The organism is Mesorhizobium sp. ES1-3 (assembly GCF_020164795.1).
In the GTDB taxonomy this organism is placed as follows: Bacteria; Pseudomonadota; Alphaproteobacteria; order Rhizobiales; family Rhizobiaceae; genus Mesorhizobium.
In genome coordinates, this window is the sequence record NZ_JAIUGW010000017.1 from 23,992 (window position 1) to 42,823 (window position 18,832).

18 protein-coding genes are annotated in these 18,832 nt (G+C 63.0%); 5 read left to right on the plus strand and 13 right to left on the minus strand.

Features of this window, described 5'->3' with window-relative positions; all coding sequences use genetic code 11:
• Window positions 1–180: 180 nt before the first annotated feature.
• The 4 genes from LB536_RS21430 to LB536_RS21445 form a co-directional block, all read right to left on the minus strand.
• Window positions 181–3,378, minus strand: coding sequence for an efflux RND transporter permease subunit (locus LB536_RS21430; RefSeq protein ID WP_224596084.1), 3,198 nt, complete (start codon window positions 3,376–3,378; stop codon window positions 181–183).
• Entirely contained in the window at window positions 3,375–4,361 is a 987-nt protein-coding gene (locus LB536_RS21435; protein ID WP_224596087.1) for an efflux RND transporter periplasmic adaptor subunit, read from the minus strand. The genes LB536_RS21430 and LB536_RS21435 overlap by 4 nt, the downstream gene beginning before the upstream one ends.
• Entirely contained in the window at window positions 4,349–4,549 is a 201-nt protein-coding gene (locus tag LB536_RS21440; RefSeq protein ID WP_140764937.1) for a DUF2892 domain-containing protein, read from the minus strand. Before LB536_RS21440 ends, LB536_RS21435 begins: the two co-directional genes overlap by 13 nt.
• A 139-nt stretch (window positions 4,550–4,688) precedes the next feature.
• Window positions 4,689–5,996 (minus strand): NAD(P)/FAD-dependent oxidoreductase, encoded by a 1,308-nt coding sequence (locus tag LB536_RS21445; protein ID WP_224596089.1) that lies wholly within the window; start codon window positions 5,994–5,996, stop codon window positions 4,689–4,691.
• A gap of 237 nt (window positions 5,997–6,233) precedes the next feature.
• On the opposite strand from LB536_RS21445, the gene LB536_RS21450 reads away from it, so the two are divergent.
• From LB536_RS21450 to LB536_RS21465, 4 genes are all read left to right on the plus strand, one after another.
• Entirely contained in the window at window positions 6,234–6,569 is a 336-nt protein-coding gene (locus LB536_RS21450) for an ArsR/SmtB family transcription factor (RefSeq protein WP_140764933.1), read from the plus strand.
• Window positions 6,570–6,854: 285 nt separating this feature from the next.
• Window positions 6,855–7,493: a helix-turn-helix domain-containing protein gene (locus LB536_RS21455; protein WP_224596091.1), complete on the plus strand. Its 639-nt coding sequence runs from the start codon at window positions 6,855–6,857 to the stop codon at window positions 7,491–7,493.
• Window positions 7,494–7,544: 51 nt separating this feature from the next.
• Entirely contained in the window at window positions 7,545–8,060 is a 516-nt protein-coding gene (locus tag LB536_RS21460; RefSeq protein WP_224596094.1) for a GNAT family N-acetyltransferase, read from the plus strand.
• A gap of 302 nt (window positions 8,061–8,362) precedes the next feature.
• Window positions 8,363–8,623 carry a hypothetical protein gene (locus tag LB536_RS21465; RefSeq protein WP_224596097.1) on the plus strand — a complete coding sequence of 87 codons (261 nt, stop codon included), beginning with the start codon at window positions 8,363–8,365 and terminating at the stop codon, window positions 8,621–8,623.
• A 38-nt stretch (window positions 8,624–8,661) separates the two neighbouring features.
• Here the strand turns inward: LB536_RS21465 and LB536_RS21470 are convergent, their stop codons facing one another.
• The 5 genes from LB536_RS21470 to LB536_RS21490 form a co-directional block, all read right to left on the minus strand.
• The gene (locus LB536_RS21470) at window positions 8,662–9,684 is read right to left on the minus strand and encodes a Gfo/Idh/MocA family oxidoreductase (RefSeq protein ID WP_224596098.1); all 1,023 of its coding nucleotides are present in this window, start codon (window positions 9,682–9,684) and stop codon (window positions 8,662–8,664) included.
• A 38-nt stretch (window positions 9,685–9,722) separates the two neighbouring features.
• Window positions 9,723–10,523, minus strand: coding sequence for a TIM barrel protein (locus LB536_RS21475; protein WP_224596099.1), 801 nt, complete (start codon window positions 10,521–10,523; stop codon window positions 9,723–9,725).
• Window positions 10,524–10,543: 20 nt separating this feature from the next.
• Window positions 10,544–11,344, minus strand: a complete 801-nt coding sequence (locus LB536_RS21480; RefSeq protein WP_140764919.1) for an ATP-binding cassette domain-containing protein — start codon at window positions 11,342–11,344, stop codon at window positions 10,544–10,546.
• 2 nt (window positions 11,345–11,346) lie between these two features.
• On the minus strand, window positions 11,347–12,468 hold the full coding sequence (locus LB536_RS21485; protein ID WP_224596100.1) for an ABC transporter permease: 1,122 nt from the start codon (window positions 12,466–12,468) through the stop codon (window positions 11,347–11,349).
• Window positions 12,469–12,603: 135 nt separating this feature from the next.
• A complete protein-coding gene (locus LB536_RS21490) occupies window positions 12,604–13,551 on the minus strand; it encodes a sugar ABC transporter substrate-binding protein (RefSeq protein ID WP_140764913.1) in 948 nt (315 codons plus the stop codon).
• A gap of 210 nt (window positions 13,552–13,761) precedes the next feature.
• Here LB536_RS21490 and LB536_RS21495 point away from each other — a divergent pair, with 210 nt between their 5' ends.
• Window positions 13,762–14,754, plus strand: a complete 993-nt coding sequence (locus LB536_RS21495) for a LacI family DNA-binding transcriptional regulator (RefSeq protein ID WP_224596101.1) — start codon at window positions 13,762–13,764, stop codon at window positions 14,752–14,754.
• A gap of 430 nt (window positions 14,755–15,184) precedes the next feature.
• Here the strand turns inward: LB536_RS21495 and LB536_RS21500 are convergent, their stop codons facing one another.
• From LB536_RS21500 to LB536_RS21515, 4 genes are all read right to left on the minus strand, one after another.
• Window positions 15,185–16,045 (minus strand): 5'-methylthioadenosine phosphorylase, encoded by an 861-nt coding sequence (locus LB536_RS21500; RefSeq protein WP_224596102.1) that lies wholly within the window; start codon window positions 16,043–16,045, stop codon window positions 15,185–15,187.
• Between the two features lie 62 nt (window positions 16,046–16,107).
• Window positions 16,108–16,899, minus strand: coding sequence for an ABC transporter permease (locus tag LB536_RS21505; protein ID WP_140764904.1), 792 nt, complete (start codon window positions 16,897–16,899; stop codon window positions 16,108–16,110).
• Window positions 16,892–17,779, minus strand: coding sequence for an ABC transporter permease (locus tag LB536_RS21510; protein ID WP_318013485.1), 888 nt, complete (start codon window positions 17,777–17,779; stop codon window positions 16,892–16,894). The genes LB536_RS21505 and LB536_RS21510 overlap by 8 nt, the downstream gene beginning before the upstream one ends.
• Window positions 17,776–18,813 (minus strand): ABC transporter ATP-binding protein, encoded by a 1,038-nt coding sequence (locus tag LB536_RS21515; protein ID WP_224596105.1) that lies wholly within the window; start codon window positions 18,811–18,813, stop codon window positions 17,776–17,778. The genes LB536_RS21510 and LB536_RS21515 overlap by 4 nt, the downstream gene beginning before the upstream one ends.
• Window positions 18,814–18,832 lie beyond the last annotated feature (19 nt).

An 18,832-nucleotide genomic window follows, 5' to 3' on the forward strand; every position in this document is an offset into this window, starting at 1 on the left:
GATTTGCGAGAGACTCGTCGCTGGTGAAGGACGGCAGCGAGCGAAGCTCCATCCACCTCACCGTAACGACAATCGCTGCGCGCCTATTTGATCTGACGCGAATCGACGACGTTGCATTCCGGCGCCACTTGAAATCGATCCGACAACAGGAAAGCATTCGACAGGCCGCTCTGTTCCCGTTCACGTGCGCAGCACCCGGTAGATCGCGGGAATGACCAGCACCGTCAGCAGCGTCGAGGACGCCAGGCCGAACAGCAGGGAGATCGCCAGCCCCTGGAAGATCGGGTCGGTCAGGATCACTGCCGCGCCGATCATGGCGGCAAGTGCCGTCAGCAGGATCGGCTTGAACCGGATGGCTCCAGCCTTGATCAGCACCTCGCTTAGCGGCCTTTCAGGCGACGCCGCGTGGCGGATGAAGTCGACCAGCAGGATCGAGTTGCGCACGATGATGCCGGCCAGCGCGATGAACCCGATCATCGAAGTGGCCGTGAACGGCGCGCCGAACAACCAGTGCCCGCCGAGGATGCCGATAAAGGTCAATGGGATCGGGGTGAGGATCACCAGCGGCACCTTGAACGACCCGAACTGCGCGACAACCAGGATGTAGATACCGAGCAGCGCGACCCCGAAGGCAGCCCCCATGTCACGGAAGGTCACCCAGGTGACTTCCCATTCACCATCCCACAACAGGGTCGGCCGGCTTTCATCCTCCGGCTGGCCATGCAGCGCGATCGCGGGCTTCTGCAGTCCGGTCCAGTCCTGAGCGTCGATGGCCTTGCCGACAGCCAGCATGCCGTAAAGCGGCGCCTCGAAGCTGCCGGCAAGCTCGGCCGTCACCATTTCGGCGGCGCGGCCATTGTGCCTGAACACCGGGAACGAAGCGCGCTCCGGCGTCGCCCGCACGACATCGCCGAGTTCGACCACGCCGCGGTCGCCGGGCAGGACATTCGACGGAATTGGCGTGGTCAGGAAGCGCTCGTCGAGCGTCTTTTCGCCCTTCGGCCGCTCGATGCGGATCGGGATCGGCTGGCGGCCGCCGCCGCGATGCGAATAGCCGACGGTCCTCCCGCCATTGAGGATGGCGAGCGTGTCGAAGACGTCGCTTTCCTCGACATGGAAGAACTCCGCATCGTCGGTCGAAATCGTGGCGCGCAGTCGGCGCGCGGGCTGGCCCCAGGAATTGTCGACGTCGACGATGAAAGGCACGGAGCGAAACGCCGTCTCGATCCTGGCGGCGACCTTGCGGCGCGTCTCGCCGTCAGGTCCGTAGATCTCGGCCAGCAGGGTCGCCATCACCGGCGGGCCGGGCGGCGGCTCGACGACCTTCAGGCTGGTACCTTCCGGCACCGGGATCGTTGCGATGCGCTGGCGCACATCGAGCGCGATCTCATGGCTGGAGCGGGTACGGTTCGCTTTCGGCAGCAGGTTGAGCGCAACGTCGCCCTGCTGCGGCTCGGTGCGCAGGACGGCATGGCGGACGAGGCCGTTGAAATTGAAGGGCGCCGCCGTTCCGGCATGTGTCTGGACCGTTCGGACCTCCTCCAGCTCGAGAACCTTGGCGGCGACGGCCTGCGCCACCGCATCGGTCGCCTCGACGGAAGACCCTTCCGGCAGGTCGATGGTGACCGACAGTTCGGACTTGTTGTCGAAGGGCAGGAGCTTGACGGTGACATGCTCGGTGTAGAACAGCGCAAGCGAGCCAAGCGTCAGCACGCCGACGGCAAGGAGGAAAGCCCAGCTCGCCTTCTTCGAGGCCAGGATCGGCCGGGCGACGGCTGTGTAGGCGCGGCCGAGCGGACCGCCATTGCCATGGTCTTGATGGGCGTGCACCGGCGCCCGTTCGGCGAGTTTGAGCATCAGCCACGGCGTCACCATCACCGCGACGAAGAAGGAGAAGATCATCGCCGCCGACGCATTGGCCGGGATCGGGCTCATATAGGGGCCCATCATTCCCGAGACGAACAGCATCGGCAGCAGGGCTGCGACCACGGTCAAGGTGGCGACGATGGTCGGGTTGCCGACTTCGGCCACCGCCTCGATCGCCGCTTGCCGACGATCGCGCCCGCCGCCCATGGCCCAGTGGCGCGAAATGTTCTCGATCACCACGATGGCGTCGTCGACGAGGATGCCGATGGAAAAGATCAGCGCGAACAACGAGACGCGGTTCAGCGTGTAGCCCATGACGCGCGAGGCAAACAGCGTGAGCAGGATGGTCACTGGAATGACGACGGCCACGACCATGGCTTCGCGGCGGCCGATGGCGACCCAGACCAGCACGATGATCGAGATCGTGGCCAGGCCGAGGTGGTAGAGGAGCTCGTTGGCCTTGTCGTTGGCGGTTTCACCGTAGTTGCGCGTCACGTCGATCGAGATATCGCCGGGGATCAGTCCGCCCTGGAGCAGGGCGACCCGATGCAGGATAGCATCAGCGACGGCGACCGCGTTCGATCCGGCGCGCTTGGCAATGGCGAGCGTGACCGACGGCACGCGCTCCACGCCGGCGCCGGCCCTGGTGACCGTGGATACCAGCGCTTCACCGGTGTCGGTGGCGAAGGCGACGTCGGCGACGTCGCGGACATAGACGGGCCGGTTGTCGCGCGAGGTCAAGAGCAGGTTGCCGATCTGGTCGGGCGAAGCCAGCGTCTCGCCGGCGACGATATCGATCTGCTCGCCCTGATTGCGCACGCGCCCAGTCGGAAAAGCCTTGTTGGCGCCGGAAACCTTGGCCGCGAGCTGCTGCAGGGTGACGCCGTAAAGGGCGAGCTTCTCCGGGTTCGGGTTGACGCGGATGATCTCTCCGGTGTCGCCGACCAGATAGGTCAGGCCGACATTGTCGATCTTGGCAATCTCGGTGCGCAGTTCGCGCGCGATGCGGGTGAGGTCGTTGGCAGTCATGCGCGCGGCCGCCTCCGGCTTCGGCGACAGCGTCAGCGTGACGATGGCGACGTCGTCGATGCCGCGGCCGACGATCAGCGGCTCGGGCACACCGATGGGAATGCGATCCATGTTGGCGCGCACCTTGTCGTGGACGCGCAGCACCGCGGCGTCCGACGATGTGCCGACGACGAACCGGGCGGTGACCATCACCTGATCGTCGCGGGTCTGGGAATAGACATGCTCCACGCCGTCGATACCCTTGACGATCGTCTCCAGCGGCTCGGTGATCAGCTTGACAGCATCGTCGGCCTTCAGCCCGTCCGCGCGCACGAAGATGTCGACCATCGGCACCGAAATCTGCGGCTCCTCCTCGCGCGGCAGCGTCAGCAGCGCCACCAGCCCGAAGGCGAAAGCCGCGACCAGGAACAGTGGCGTCAGCGGCGAGCCGATGAAGGCCCGCGTCAGCGCGCCGGCAATACCGAACGATGCTGGATCTTTCATGGCGTGATCACGACATCGCCGGCCGCGAGGCCTGTCAGGATCTCGACATAGTCGCCGCCGGCGCGCTTGGTCCGCTCGCCGGCGACCACCGCACGTTCGGCATCGCCGCCGCCGGCGGCGACGCGCACGAAATCGATCCCCGAACGGGTCTCGATCGCCGATGCCGGCACCAGCAGCGCGGAGCGCTCGGCGACCGGCAGCTCGACCAGGACCCGGGCATCGATGAAATTGGTATCGAGATTGTCGACCTCGACATCGGCGACAACACGGCCATTGTCCATCTGCGGATAGATCTTGGCGAGCCGGCCGGCGGACTCCTTGCCGCCGGCACTGATGCGGATGGCGGCTCCCTGCTTCAGGGACGCCGCGTAACGCTCCGGAACGGCCAGCCGCAGGAACACGCCGCCACCCCCGATGGTGGCCACCACTTCACCGGCCATGATGACGGCGCCGCGCGTCACCGGCACGGCCAGCACGCGGCCATCGCCGGGAGCAAGGACATCGCCCTCGGCGCCCTGCTGCACGATCACCGAACGCTGCGCCTCGGCCGCGGCAAGCTGGTTGCGCGCGACGTCGACCTCGGTGCGCAGCTGATCGAGACGCTGCGCGGTAATAACGCCCTTGTCGACCAGGGTCTGGCCACGTTCGAGTTCGGATTGAGCCGTATCCAGCTGTGCCCGCAGGGCGCGCAGCTCGGCATCGAGCGCGGCGACCTGAAAGGCGATCTTGTCGTCCTGGACGGTGGCGATCTTCTGCCCCGCCTTGACCATGTCGCCCTCGGTGATCGCCAGCTCCATGACAACGCCGCCGATGCGGGCGCGCGCCGGAACGGTGTCGCGCGCCTCGACACGGCCATAGACCGCCTTCCATTCGGTCACCGTGGTCGGCGCCAGCGTCAGCGTGCCGGCAAGCGCCGGAGAGGTAGCCAGCAACGCGGCGAACAGAACAGACGAGCGCATCTTGACCTTTCTCAGAACGCGCATCCAGGCTTGACGCCGAGCTTGCGGAAGATCATCGCCGCCGGACAGAAGCCGGTGAACGCCGATTGCAGCATGTTGAGGCCGACAAAGACCGTCAGCCAGACGAACAGCGGCGAGACAAAAGCGGTAAGCGCGACGGACAAAAGCACCATGGTGCCCGCGAAGGCCAGAACGGAACGGTCGATGGACATTGTCATCTCCATTTGTATATGATTATATTTTAATATACGAATACTTATCATTGACTGCAAGGGCTCGTGTTGAATTTGCCGCAGGCGACCGCTGGTTGTCGCTTGCCCGCCAACCGGCCCCATCGCCGGCTTACCTTGGTCAGTCAGCCGGGACATCCACGGATGCCTCGACTTTGATCTGCTTGAGCTTGTCGATGCCCAGCACCTGCAGCACCAGGCGTTCGTAGAAGGGTTCGGCCTTGCCGGTCCTGATCTTGTGCAGGAAATACTTCTCGAAGCCGACCTTGGCGGTGTGCACCCATTTGCCGGAAGACGACCAGTTGACGTTGCGCGGCGGGATCTGCGGCTGCGCCACGAAGGCCACGCCGGAATCGCCGAAATCGGCGAGACAAACCGCATTCCATGTGCCCTGGGCATCGGGCGCGATGCCTTTGACCAGCCGGCCGATGTTGCGGGCCGTCGCGATGACCATGGATTCGATCATGAAGCCGGTCTTGGGCACGCCTACCGGAACCGGCGTCTTGCCGATCGGCGGGATGGCAACGCAGACGCCGACCGCGAATATGTCGGGGAAGGCTGGGTTGCGCTGGTGCTTGTCGACGCGGATGAAGCCGCGCGGATTGGTGAGGCCTTCGATGCCGCGCACCGCCGCCACGCCACGGAACGCCGGCAGCATCATGGCGAAGGCATGCGGCAATTCATGCGCCTGTCTGACCGACCCATCGTCGGCGATTTCCTGGACGAACATCTTGCCCGGCTCGACCCTGTCGATCTTGGCGTTGCAGATCCACTTGATGTGATGTTGGCGCATCTCGCTCTCGAGCAGGCCCTTGGTGTCGCCAACGCCGTCGAGGCCGAGATGGCCGATATAGGGTTCCGAGGTGACGAAGGTCATTGGGACGCGATCGCGCACCTTGGCGTCGCGCAACGCCTTGTCGAGAATGAAGGTGAACTCATAGGCGGGCCCGAAGCAGGACGCTCCCTGGACCGCGCCGATGACGACCGGACCGGGCTTGGCGACGAGCGCGTCGAAGGCCGTCTTGGCCTTGAGTGCGTGATCGATGTGGCAGACCGACTGGGTGTTGTGCTCAGGCCCGAAGCCTTCGATCTCGTCGAATGCCAGTTCGGGGCCGGTGGCGATCACCAGATAGTCGTAGGTGACGGATGAGCCGTCATTGAGTTCCACCGTGCGCTCGACCGGGTGAACGCGCCTGGCACCTTGCGGATGAAAGCCGATGTTGCGCCGCGCCAGCACCGGAACAAGGTCGATTTCGATCGCTTGCCGGTCGCGCCAGCCAACGGCGACCCAGGGGTTGGACGGCACGAATGAATAGTGGCTGCCATTGTTGACCACGGAAACCTGATGTTCGCTCGCCAGTTCGTCGCGAAGCTCGTAGGCCATGATGGTACCACCCAGCCCGGCACCCAGGACCACAACATGCGCCATGCTCTATCCTCCCATTGCGGCGGTGCTTGCGTGCAGAGCCGATGTTTGCCGCTGCCGCAGACAGCGACATTGGCTCATCTTGCGCCCTTGCGACCGGTTGCGACTTGATGCGGGTCAAACGATCCTGCCAGTGTGGATTTCCCGCAGGGTCATCGATGGGTCATCGATCCGTCGGCTTGACAGGCGACAGCATCGGGCTAATATTATGCGTAACTGTTAATATGCTAATGTGTTCATATGCGCAATAAGAAAGTCGCCGAGTTGGACAAGAGGGCGCGCGAGGCATCCGAACTGCTCGCGGCAATGGCCAATGAAAAACGGCTGATGATCCTGTGCCACCTGCTGGACGGCGAGACGTCCGTCAACGAACTGGCGGACCTTGTCGCGATGAACCAGTCGGCGCTGTCGCAGCAACTGTCGAAGCTCAGGGCATTGAAGCTGGTCGACACCCGCCGCGACGCCCAGCAGGTCTACTACCGCCTGGCTTCGGAGGAGGTGGAACGCATACTCCAGACGCTCTACGGCATCTACTGCGACCCCGAGACGAAAACGGCCAAAGCCAAGCGTGGGTGACGTCCGCCGGCACGGCTGGCGCGAGGGTCGGAGCCTGCCCCGCCTTGCGCCGATTTCCTCAATCGGCCGGCTGCATGGCATCGCGGAACTAGCCATGGTCGAAGACGCTCGACAAGGTGTGTGCGTCAAGTTCTGCAAAATTGGGCGGCCCTGGAAGGCCATGCAGTCGCCAGTGCATCGAATCGGGCTGAACTGACTAGGTAGTATCCCTTAGGGACATAACCGAATTTCGCGATCTGCGGATTCGCGCGATTGCTGTGTCACGGACCAACCGGGGAGACAGCCATGTACGCTCGACAGATCGCCAAGATTGAACTGCCGACACAGCCGAGCCCTTTCGCTCTCCTCGACGGGGCTATGGCGCAACCAGTCAGCTTCTTCCCGGCCGGCACGGAGATCTACGCCCAGGGCGAAAAGGCCGGGCCTCTTTACCAGGTCGAGTTCGGCGCCGTGCGTGTGTACCGGCTGCTGGCTGACGGCCGCCGGCAGATCAGCGCCTTTCATATGGCCGGAGAGACTTTTGGCTTCGAGGCCGACGCCACGCATCATTTCTTCGCAGAGGCAATCAACGCGACAGGTATCCGCGTTGTCCGGATCGCCGCGGCCGCTGACATGTCCCGCCAGTTGCTGCCGCTGGCGCTCAAGGGTTTGATCAGAGCCCAGGAGCATCTTCTGGTCCTCGGCCGCCAGAACGCCATCGAACGGGTCGCCGCATTCCTGGTCGACATGACGGAACGCCAGGGCGGCTTGCGCCAGGTCGAATTGCCGATGTCGCGCCTGGATATTGGCGACTATCTCGGCCTCACCATCGAGACCGTGTCGCGGGTCTTCACCCGCCTGAAGGACAAAGGCGTCATTCGCCTGCTCGGCCTGCGCAGCATCGAAATCCTCAAGCAGGACGTGCTTTTGGACATGGGCGAATAACCGCCCTCGCCGCTGCGATGAAGCCAGACCACAGACCAAGGATCAGATGCAATGAACAAGACGCTCACCACCCACACGGGATTCCGTTTCCAAGTGCGCGGCGCGCGCCCCGAGGACGAGCCGGCATTGGCTGAGTTTTTCACCCATGTGACGCCTGAAGATCTGCGCTTCCGCTTTCTCGGCGCCGTGCGGGAAGTTTCGCACGAACGGCTGGTTGCCATGACGCGCTCGGATGATGCTCATATCCATAACTTCCTTGCATTTGCACCAGACGGAATGTTGATCGCGGTAGCGACGCTCGCCAGCGATCCGACCGACCGGCGTGGCGAGGTCGCAATCTGCATTCGCGACGACCGCAAGCACCTGGGTGTCAGTTGGGAGTTGCTCGCCCACATTGCCCGCCACGCGGATGAGCAGGGTCTCGACATGATCGAGTCGATCGAAAACCGGGAAAACCACGCAGCAATCGAGCTCGAGCGCGAGATGGGCTTCACAGTCACGACTGACCCGGATGACGCCACACTCGTGCTGGTCCAGCGCAAGCGGGGCGCCAAGTTGCCGAAGTAAGGTGCGGCAGCGGCCCCAGCAGCCTGCGGACCACTCAGACTGTGTTCAGCGCGCGCGCCACGGGCTGTTCCTCGTCAGCCGGAACGACGAGAATGTCGACGCGGTTGCGCGCTGACACTCTGTGCACCTTTCCGATTCAAATCATCATCGATTCATGGCAGCCGGCGGCAGACTGACGCACGACGAAATCGTCACCCAACCGGGCGGTGACTGCGAGATCACCGAAGCCTGATATTGCTGAAAGGAAGTGATCGACGCTGTCGCTATGGCAGCTACTGACCTGCCCGCCTAGCGTCCGCTTCGTGACGCCGTCGGAGTTCCTCGCGGAAAACGCTTCTTGCCTCCTTCAGGCTGCGCTTGCCGAGAAGCCTGGCGAACCTGGCGACGGTCGTCTTCGAGACGCCGGCGCTGGCAGCAATCTCGAGCGCACTGTCGAAAGCCAGAAGTTCAGGACGCGCAAAGGCGACGGCGGCGAGTTTTTCGACTTGCGGCGGGAAAACGAGCTCGCGACAAGCAATCCCTCCTTTCAGATCCGCAAAGGTCGCGACCGATTGGTGCCGTGATCTGAAACCGACATGTCCCACCACCTTCGCGCAATCCTTCAGATCTCGCTCATCGACACGGTGCGCCGCTCTTCCACCGACTTGATGCATGCCAGAGCGATCGCAAGCGCGGTGCGCGCGTCCTGACCGGCCGGCCCTTTGACCACGCCGCTGCGAACCGCGCCTACGAAGGAGGCAAGCTGCGCGGTGTAGCCGTGCACGAAATGATCGGTGTCGCGCCGCCACGTATCGCTGGAGACGCCGTTTTTGTCGAAGAGGGTCATGCTCGAGCGGCGCACGTCGCCCATGGTGATCATGCCGCCCGAACCGAAGACTTCGCCGCGAATATCGTAGCCGTACATGGCGGAAAAATTGGCTTCGGCTACGGCGATCGACCCGTTGTCGAAGCGGATTGTGACGACGGCCGTGTCGTGGAAGCCTTTGTCCTTGGCATCGGGGCGCACGAGCGCATCGGCGATTGCCGTGACCCCGACCGGCCGAGCTGCGGGGTTGAGCCAGATAAGCGTGTCGAAGTCGTGGATCAACGTCTCGTAGAAGATCGTCCATCGTGGCGTCTTTTCCGGAATGCCGCCATAAGGGCCGGGATCGCGCGTCAGCGACCGGATCAACTGCGGCGTACCCACCTTGCCCGCATCGATCGCGGCGCGTCCTTCGGCGAAAGCCTGGTCCCAGCGGCGGTTGAAGCCTACCTGGAGCGGCACCTGCGCCTTGGATGCAGCGGCGATCACGCGGTCCGCTTCCTCAAGCGTCAGTGCCATCGGCTTTTCGCAGAAGACGGCCTTGCCGGCCTCGGCCGCCTGAACGGCGAGGCTGGCGTGGAAGCGCGCCGGCGATGCAATGATGACGGCTTCGACCGCCGGGTCGCCAAGCACTGCCGAGACCTCGGTCGCGACGGTTGGCACGTCCAGATTTCTGGCGAGTGCCTGCGCCGCGCCCTCGGCCGGATCTGCGATCGCGACCAGATTAGCGTCGACAAGCCGGCGCACAACGGTTTCAGCGTGGAAGGAACCGATGCGGCCAGCCCCGATCAGGGCGATATTTACAGGGCGGTGGGCAGGCATTTGATACTCCGAAATTCAATTGACGAGAAAAGGGTGGCCTAGAGGGTGAACGCCTGGCGGAAGCGGCTGAGCGCGAGCTCGTCGCCACCCGACGGCCAGGCCTCCATGCCGATGACTCCGCGATAGCCCATCTGGTAGAGGGCGCGGGCGATGGCGGGGTAGTTGATTTCTCCGGTACCCGGTTCGTTGCGGCCGGGAACATCGGCCACTTGGATCTCCCCGATGTGGGGAAGCGCAAGGCGGCAGAGCTCGATCAGATTCCCTTCGCCGATCTGCGCATGGTAGAGGTCGAGGTTGAGCTTGAGCGACGGCCGGTTGACCGACGCGACGAGCGCGATCGTGTCGGCCGCCTTGGCGAACGGTGTTTTCGGGTGGTCGACAGCCTCGTTGAGGTTCTCGAGCACGAAGGTCACGCCTTCCTGCTCGCCAAGGTCGGCGATGCGATTGAGCGTATCGCGGGCCTTGAGCCACATTTGGCCGGTCACGTCTTCGGACTTGACGACCGGCAGCCCCTGCCCGTCGAGCCCCGTGCCGTGAAGGTTGAGCCGCGGGCAATTCAGCTCCTTGGCGACCGGTATGGAGAGTTTCGCCGTCCTGATCAGCTCGTCCGCGCCCGCGTCATCGGCGAGCGTGCCTGTCACATAGCCGGTCATCGAGGAAAACGAGGCTCCAGACCTGGCAAGCGCGGCAATGTCGTACTTCGTCCAGTCCCAGATCTCGGCGGCGAAGCCAAGTTCGGTGATCCGCGCGAGGCGATCGAGCACAGGTAGCGAGCGGAACACCATCTCCGCGCAAACCGCCAAGGTGAAGGGTCCCGCGGTCTCAAGGGCCGTTGTCATCATCAATATCCCGTTCGAGGTTAGATCGTTCCGCCGAGCTCGTCGGACAGGGTCTGCAGTTCCTTGCCGCCGGCCATCATGTTTTGCAGTTCATCGATGCCGATCTCGCCTTTGGCGCAGGTGCCAAGCGTCTTGCCCCGGTTGAGCACGGTGAACCGGCTGCCGACAGCATAGGCATGACGGACATTGTGGGTGATGAAGATCACGCCTAGGCCCTTCTGCTGAACCTGATGGATGTATTTCAGCACCATCGATGTCTGGGCGACGCCCAGCGCCGAAGTCGGTTCATCGAGAATCAGGACCTTGGCCCCGAAGTAGACGGCGCGCGCGATGGCCACGCATTGCCGCTCGCCGCCCGAGAGCGTGCCGACCGCCTGGTTGGGGTCGCGGATGTCGATGCCAATCTTGCGCATCTCCTCATGCGTCACGGCATTGCAGTGCTTGAAGTCGATGTGACGGAACGGCGGGATGCCCTTGAGCGGCTCGCGGCCCATGAAAAAATTGCGGGTGATCGACATCAGCGGGATCATCGCCAGATCCTGATAGACCGTGGCAATGCCGGCATCGAGCGCGTCGCGAGGGCTGTTGAAGTTGACACTTTTGCCCTCGACGAGGAAGTCGCCGCTGGTCGGACGAACAACGCCGGAAAGCGTCTTGATGAGCGTCGACTTGCCGGCGCCATTGTCGCCCAGCAGGCACAGCACCTCGCCTTGCGACACCTTCATCGAAACGCCCGACAGCGCGATGACGGAACCATAGTGCTTGACGATGTTGTTGACCTCGATGACGGGCGGCGAGGTCACTGTCTTGCCATCAGCCATGATCAGCGCTCCCCTGTCACCTTGCGGCGGATGAAGTTGTTGAAGAGGACGGCCAGAAGCAGCATCGAGCCCAGGAACACCTGGAACCAGTCGGAGTCGAACTGGGTGTATGTCAGGCCGATGGAGACGAGGCCGAAGATGATGGCACCGAAGAAGGCGCCGATCGCCGAGCCATAGCCGCCAGTCAGCAGGCTGCCGCCGATGACGGCCGCAATGATGGCCTCGAATTCCTTCTGAAAGCCGCGGCGCGCGTCCGTCGAGCCTGCATCCAGCACGGTGATGATGGCAACGAGCGCCGCCGCGCACGCCGTCAGGGCGAAGAGCCCCGTCTTCACGCGGTCGACGGGCACGCCGGAATTTCTCGCCGCGACCGGATCGCCGCCTGCCGCGAAGATCCAGTTGCCGACGCGCGTGCGCAGCAGCATCCAAGTGGCGACCCCCGTGATCCCAACGAACCAGAGAACCGAGACCGGCACACCCGTCACCTTGGGCACGCCATTGTCGAATTTCTCGATGAGATCATGCTCGGCCAGCCAGTTGAACAAGGGTTGGAAGGCGACGCCCGAAAACACCTGCTTCAGCAATCCGTCGCCGACGACATCCTCTATCCCGCGCAGTTGGGTCGAGCCGCCGGTCGCCCATTTGAGACCGACCAGGGTCAGGCCGCGCAGGATGAACAGGAAGGCAAGCGTGACGATGAACGAGGGCAACCGCGTCCTGATGACGATCTGTCCGTTGACCGCGCCCATGACGGCTGCAAGCAGCAGCGTGAAGACGATGGAGATCCAAAGCGACTGACCGAAATTGGTCAACAGCGCGCCGAAGATCAGGCCGGTGAAGGCCACCATCGAGCCGATCGAAAGATCGAACTCGCCGCCGATCATCAAGAGCGAGGCGGCGGCGGCCAGGATCCCCAGTTGCGACGCCGGCGCCAGGATGGTCATCAGGCCGGAAAGCGAAAACATCGAGGGGTCGGCGGTGAAGAAGAAGAACACCACCACCAGGACCAGCCCGGCGACGGCGCCGAGCTCGGGCCGGCGCATCATATGTGTGAGAAAACCGACTTGCCTGATCCGCTCATCGGGTTTCGCGGCAGCGGCGCTCTGTTGTTCGATCTGAGCCATGATTCCTCCCCATAGCGTGCGAAGTTGCCGAGGTGCTCGTGTCCGGACGGTGTTGCGGAACTTGCGGCTGGCGGTCGAGCGCCCTCCCCGAAACCGGGGAGGACCGTCGACAATCGGCATTGGGCAATGCTTGATTCAGCGAATGCCCTTGGCCGACAATTCGACGACCTGCGCCGCCTTGTCCTTGGTGATCAGGTTCGGGCCGGAAGGCACGTTGCCGCCCGGGATCAGGCCGTATTTCGCATAATTCGCCAGGAAGACGACCGGCAGATATCCCTGCAGGAACTGCTGCTGGTCGATGGCAAAGGCGGCGTCGCCGGCCGCGACCGCCTTCAGGAAGTCCGCCGAAAGGTCGAAGGTGGCGACATTGATCTTGCCGAGCTTGCCGACATCCTTGACGGCGGCCAGCGACGGTTCGCCGGCGGTGCTGGCGCCGAGCGCCATGATGGTGTCGATGTCGCCGTTCGCGCTCAACGCCGCCTTCACCTTGGCGCGGACGTCGGCGGGATCATTGGAAACCGGCAGAACCTTCACATTGCCTGCAAAGCCGTCGCCGAAGCCTTTGCAGCGCTGGTCGAGCGCGACATTGCCGACTTCCTGGTTGACGCAGATGGCTGTCTTGCCGCCCATCTCCTTCAGCTTCATTCCCGCCGCCTTGCCCGCGCTATACTCGTCCTGGCCGACATGCAGGAGAGCGCCGAGCGACTGCGAAACATCGGAGCCGGAATTTATCGAGATGACCGGGATTCCGGCGGCGACCGCCTTCTTGATCGAGGGCCCAAGCGCGGAAGCGTCCGGAATCGAGACGATCAGCCCGTTCGGCTTCTGATTGACCGCCGCGTCGATCAGCTGGCTCATCGCCACCATGTCGAACGTCTCGGGTGCGCGATAGTCGACCTTGACGCCGACATCCTTGGCGCCCGCCGTCACGCCGTTCTTTACGACCGACCAGAACGGGTCGTTGGCCTGGCCATGGCTGACGACGATGATCTTGACGTCCTTTGCCGAAGCGATCTGGGCACCAGTCACAAGGCAGCCGAGCACGGCCGCGCCGAAGGCAAGCTTCCTCACTATTGATTTCATTTCGATTCCTCCAAATGGGCGCGGCTTGGCGGCGCCCCTCCTCCATCTTTCGGCGCATTCACACGCGCCGATGCTCCCGTCTGGCTACCTCTTTGCTACCGGTAGCAAACGTGCATATTCATAGCGGCGGGGGAAGGAATGTCAACGTCCATTTCATTTTGCCGTAAAATGAAATAGGCATTCCATATGACGACGCGGGCGGGAAGAGTGATGGCTAAGAGGGCGACTGCAAGAGACGTCGCGGAACAGGCGGGCGTCTCCAAATGGACGGTCATTCGCGCCTTCACGCCGGGGGCATCGATCACCGAGAGCAGCCGTGCCAAGGTCATGCTTGTCGCGGAAAGGCTGAACTACCGGCCCAACCTGCTGGCCCGAAGCCTTGCGACCAATCTTACGCATCAAGTGGCCGTTCTCGTCGACGACTTCGAAAATCCCTACAAGCTGTCGTTCCTCGAGCGGCTAACTCTCGAACTTCAATCGGAAGGTCTCGTTGCCGTCCTGATCAACATCAACGAGCATTTCGACCACGTGCATGCGCTTCTCAACGCCGATCAGCGCCAGCTGGATGCCGTGATCATGTGCGGCACCGCTTTCAGAACCGAAATGCTGCAGGATATCAGGCTGGACGGAGCGGCCCCGATGTTCGTTCTGGCACGCGACAGCCAGATCCCCGGCGTGCCTGCGATCAACTGCGACACCACCCTGGCCATCAAGGACCTGTGCAGGCATCTGCATGGAAAAGGATACCGACGCCCGGGCTTCATGGCCGGACCAAAGACTTTGTCGACCGCGCTTGGCCGGCATCGGGGTTTCAAGGCATTCTGGAAGGCTCACGGCATCGCTGAGATGCCGGAACTGGTGGCGCACCATTATAGCGCGGCCTCGGGCGCGGAGGCTGTGCGGCGCTATCTGAACGAGGTATCGCCCACTGATCGCGTTGACGTCCTGCTGTGCGAAAACGATGTCCTGGCCTTCGGGGCGATGGACGTCATCCGCAGCGAGTTCGGCTTGAAGGTGCCGGCAGACATCGCCGTGGCGGGCTTCGATAACACGCTGTTTGCTGCCGCGCCGGCCTATGATCTGACGACATACGAACAACCCGTCGAGGCAATGGTGAAGGCAACCGTTGCCATGATCTTGGGCCGCGAGCCCAAGAAGACGGTGATCATTCCCGGACGACTGGTCGTGCGGGGATCCGCGTGACGCCAGGTAGGTGCCGGTAGGCATCTGTTCCGTGCGAAGGAGGCGTTCTGACCGCCGCGAAGTCGCCTATTGGTGTTCGGACGCTCGCGCGACGACGAACGACGATGTCCCAACTGAAAGTCGACATCGGCTCCTGACCGAACAGCTATAGACCGGCGCGCTGTAGCTCGAACCGGACCTTGGCTTCGGAAACGGCTGGAACGCTCTGCTGGTTGAGGCGACTTCAAGCCCTGGCAAGATTCAGGATTTGCAGGAAGCCGCGCCGCAGTCTCAAGCGCTACCCGCGGCTATCATTGAGAGGTCGGTAACACGTCCCGATCGCGGAAAGCCGTTTGGGGCGCTCTCAATTTTGGTGCGGTCGCCCGCAGACGCAACTGCTTTGACGATATAGGCGCTCCTCGTGAGTGACCAGTCAAACTCCCTCGCTGCCTCAGAACCGGGTAAGGCGCTCTGCGGGTTGTGGCGACTTCAAACCCTGGCATGAGCACTCCGGATCAGCCGGTAATCTTGCGGCAGTTTCCAGCGCAACTCGCGATGCTGTCATAGAGAGGCTTGGCAACACGTCGTCCTGAAGCAATTCCTGGCGATTGCGGTCCATATAATCGTTGAAGCCCGCCGTCACGAACGCACAAGGCACGAAACAGGCGCCGATCTCGCGCGACAAGGTCGCTTCGGGGGCGATCGAATGGTTGAGCACGTCGGCTCCCATGCTTCGAAACGCCAGGGCTTCGGCCGGGGTTGTTAGCCGCGGCCCGTAACAGTGGGCAGCGACCAGCTGCTGCTCGATGCCATGAACGCGGCATTGGGACGGCCAATGACGGCGGGCGGTTTCGACCAGAGCGGCCGCGCATATTGGGCATACGATCTGCTTGCCCGAGCAGTCGAAGCTCTGGCGGCCAGGGAGCAGTGAAAACGGCGTCTGCGTCAGTTCGATGATGTCGGCGGGCACCACCATGTCGCCGGGCTTGATCGCCTTGTTGACGGCGCCAATGGTCGAGCAGGCCAGGATTTGCCTTACACCCGCGCTCATCAACACCCAGAACGCGCGGCGATGGCAGGAATGGTCGATATGGTCGCGAGGGTTGCCGTGCGAATACATACATAGCGCCTGTTTCGTTTTGCCTTCGGCGGTAATCGAGGCATCGAACTCGATGAGCTTCCAGTGGTCGGTGCGGCCAAAGGGTGTCTCAAAGCTCATATCGCGCTGTAAGGTGCGCACGCCGTCGACTTCGACATCCTCCGGAAAGGCCAGTCCCCAGTTTGCCGAGCCGGTGATGATCGCCAGCCCCACCTTGGGTATGTCTGTCGAATGATCGGCTGCGATAGGATTGATTGGCATGTTTTCGGTCTCAGTCAGGATTTTTGGCGAAGGGTAACGATCAGGATGACGGCCACGACAATGGCGGTCCACAATGTCGAGATCGCCGCGATGGTCGGATCGATCTGGTCGCGCAGCGACAGGAACATGAGTTTCGGCAGCGTGCTGTTTCGACCACTCGCGACGAAGATCGAGATGACAGACTCATCGAGCGAGGTCAGGAAGGCCATCAATGTCGCCGACAACAGGCTGATTTGAAGTTGCGGAACGATGATGCCGCCAATGGATCTGGTCCAGTCGGCGCCCAGGCTGCGCGCCGCCTGAACCTGGTTCCAGTCGAAGCGGGCAAGAGCGGGCGCCAACACAATGCAGGCGACCGGGATGGCCAGCACCACATGCCCGACCAGCACGCCGAACAGCGTTCCGACCAGGCCTTGCGCCGCCAGCACGAAGAAGAGGCCGATCGCAAGCAGGATTCCGGGCACGATGGAGGGGGTGAGCAGAACGCCTTGAATGGTCGCGGCGGCCCTTCCGCCGAGCCTGTTCATCGAGATGCAGGCCAGTAGCGCCAGCGGTACGGCAACCGCCGCCGTCAAGGTCCCAAGAATCAGGCTCGTCCTCAGCGCGGCCATCCATGTGGCTGAGCCGAAGAAGTTCTCATACCAGCGCAACGAATAGGCGCGCGGCGGAAACTCGAGAAGGTCGGACGCCGAAAAGGAGAGCGGCACGACGACAAGCGTCGGCAGTATCAAGAACGCCATGACAAGCGCGGAAAAGCCCCATAGAAGGACGCGAGCGAGCCTGTTGTCCAGATAGGCCTCAAGCATGGGCCGCGCCCATCTTGTTGTGTGCCATCAGCCGTCTTGCCGCCAGGAGCATCACAGCGATCACCGCCATGAGCACGAGGAGCAGAATGCCCAGGACGCTCGCCGAGCCCCAATCCTGGAAGGTCGACAGCGTGCGCTCGATCCGGATGGAGAGCGGATTCACCTTGCCGCCGCCAAGCACCGCTGGCGTGATGAAGAAACCGATCGTGTAGATGAAAACAATGATCGAACCCGAGAAGATGCCGCCGGCAGAAAGCGGCAGAATGACCGTGCGGATCACTTGCCCGAGCGTAGCTCCCATGCTGGCAGCGGCGCGAATGAGGTTTGTGTCGATATCGCGCATCGCGGCGTAAACGGGCAGCAGAAACAGCGGCAGCATGTAGTGAACCATGCCGATGAGCGTGCCGGTGAAATTGTAGACCAGCGGCAGTGGCTCCGCGGTCAGCCCTGAACCCGTCAAAGCCGCGTTGATCAAGCCATCACGCCGCAACAGCACGAGCCAGCCATATGTGCGCACAAGAATAGAGGTCCACAAAGGCAGCATGACGAAGGCCATCAGCACGTTGGCCACCCTTGGTCTGGCACTGGCCAGAGCCAGCGCCAGCGGAGTGCCGAGAAGGATGCAGGCCGCCAGCGTGCCCAGCGACAGTTCAAGGGTGGTGGCCAGCGCCGACCAGGTCAGCCCGCTCGACAGCACCTTCTCGTAATTGCCGACGGTGTATTCACCGGCCGTGGTCAGGAAGGATTGCCGGATAATCCAGAGGAGCGGCAGTATCGCCGCCAGTCCAACAATGAAAAGCGCCGGGAGCGAAAGCGAAAGGAAAAACCGCCGCTCGCGTCGACCATCCGCGGCGAGCGCAGGATCGGCGGCGACGGTCACGCCATCGCTCCCGGTATCGCGTGAACCTTCTCCGCTGGCGCATAGGCCGTCACCCTCTGACCGGCGGGAAGCTCGGCGCAGCCACCGGCCAATGCCGCCGGAATGCACACAAGGATTTCCTGCCCACCGTCAAGCGCCAGCGTCAAAAGCCAGTTCTCGCCGCGAAATGCCTTGGCGCGCAGCGTCCCGTCGAGCGCCACTCCATCTCGTCCGGCGAGGCTCGCATCGAGATGAAGGCTTTCCGCGCGGATCATCAGCGTCTCGCGCGGCGCATCGGCGCCGTCGATCCTGCGCGCCAGGCCCGGGGCCACGATGTTGGCCTCGCCCATGAACTCCGCGACGAAGCGGGTCGATGGACGATCATAGATTCGCTGCGGCGCATCGATCTGCTGGATGCGGCCGGAACTCATCACCGCGATCCGGTCGGACATGGTCAATGCCTCGCGCTGGTCATGGGTCACATAGATGGTGGTGATCCCCAGATCGTCGTGCAGGCGCCGGATCTCGTATTGCATGGTCTCGCGCAGATTCTTGTCGAGCGCCGACAACGGCTCATCCATCAGCATCACGCGAGGTTCGAAGACGATCGCCCGCGCCAATGCCACCCGCTGCCGCTGGCCGCCGGACAGGGCGGCGACGCTGCGCTCCGACAGACCTTCCAGTTTCACGCGAGCCAAGGTGTCAAGCGCCCGCTGACGCGCCTCCGCCTTCGGTATCCTGCGCAGCGCCAGCGGATACTCGACGTTGGCGAGGACGTTCATGTGGGGAAACAGGGCGTAGTTCTGGAATACTATGCCGATCTCCCGCTTGTTGGGGGCCAGGCGGGTGATGTTGCGATCACCCAACAGGAGCTTTCCGGCATCGGGCCGGACAAAACCGGCCAGAGCCATGAGCAACGTGGTCTTGCCCGATCCGGACGGGCCCAGCAGCGTGAGGAACTCGCCGGCCCTAATATCGAGCGAAACATCGTCCAGCGCGACGTAAGACCCATAGGCCTTACGCACGCTGTCGATGGTGATCGGAAGCGATTTCATCATGCGCTCCGGCCCTGCA

What these genes read in the sequence shown, in the direction of transcription:
- LB536_RS21435 (WP_224596087.1), bottom strand. Translation starts at nt 4,361, where the DNA reads ATGCGCGTTCTGAGAAAGGTCAAGATGCGCTCGTCTGTTCTGTTCGCC.
- LB536_RS21470 (WP_224596098.1), bottom strand. Translation starts at nt 9,684, where the DNA reads ATGCCTGCCCACCGCCCTGTAAATATCGCCCTGATCGGGGCTGGCCGC.
- LB536_RS21485 (WP_224596100.1), bottom strand. Translation starts at nt 12,468, where the DNA reads ATGGCTCAGATCGAACAACAGAGCGCCGCTGCCGCGAAACCCGATGAG.
- LB536_RS21440 (WP_140764937.1), bottom strand. Translation starts at nt 4,549, where the DNA reads ATGTCCATCGACCGTTCCGTTCTGGCCTTCGCGGGCACCATGGTGCTT.
- LB536_RS21505 (WP_140764904.1), bottom strand. Translation starts at nt 16,899, where the DNA reads ATGCTTGAGGCCTATCTGGACAACAGGCTCGCTCGCGTCCTTCTATGG.
- LB536_RS21445 (WP_224596089.1), bottom strand. Translation starts at nt 5,996, where the DNA reads ATGGCGCATGTTGTGGTCCTGGGTGCCGGGCTGGGTGGTACCATCATG.
- LB536_RS21450 (WP_140764933.1), top strand. Translation starts at nt 6,234, where the DNA reads ATGCGCAATAAGAAAGTCGCCGAGTTGGACAAGAGGGCGCGCGAGGCA.
- LB536_RS21490 (WP_140764913.1), bottom strand. Translation starts at nt 13,551, where the DNA reads ATGAAATCAATAGTGAGGAAGCTTGCCTTCGGCGCGGCCGTGCTCGGC.
- LB536_RS21460 (WP_224596094.1), top strand. Translation starts at nt 7,545, where the DNA reads ATGAACAAGACGCTCACCACCCACACGGGATTCCGTTTCCAAGTGCGC.
- LB536_RS21495 (WP_224596101.1), top strand. Translation starts at nt 13,762, where the DNA reads ATGGCTAAGAGGGCGACTGCAAGAGACGTCGCGGAACAGGCGGGCGTC.
- LB536_RS21480 (WP_140764919.1), bottom strand. Translation starts at nt 11,344, where the DNA reads ATGGCTGATGGCAAGACAGTGACCTCGCCGCCCGTCATCGAGGTCAAC.
- LB536_RS21515 (WP_224596105.1), bottom strand. Translation starts at nt 18,813, where the DNA reads ATGAAATCGCTTCCGATCACCATCGACAGCGTGCGTAAGGCCTATGGG.
- LB536_RS21455 (WP_224596091.1), top strand. Translation starts at nt 6,855, where the DNA reads ATGTACGCTCGACAGATCGCCAAGATTGAACTGCCGACACAGCCGAGC.
- LB536_RS21430 (WP_224596084.1), bottom strand. Translation starts at nt 3,378, where the DNA reads ATGAAAGATCCAGCATCGTTCGGTATTGCCGGCGCGCTGACGCGGGCC.
- LB536_RS21475 (WP_224596099.1), bottom strand. Translation starts at nt 10,523, where the DNA reads ATGACAACGGCCCTTGAGACCGCGGGACCCTTCACCTTGGCGGTTTGC.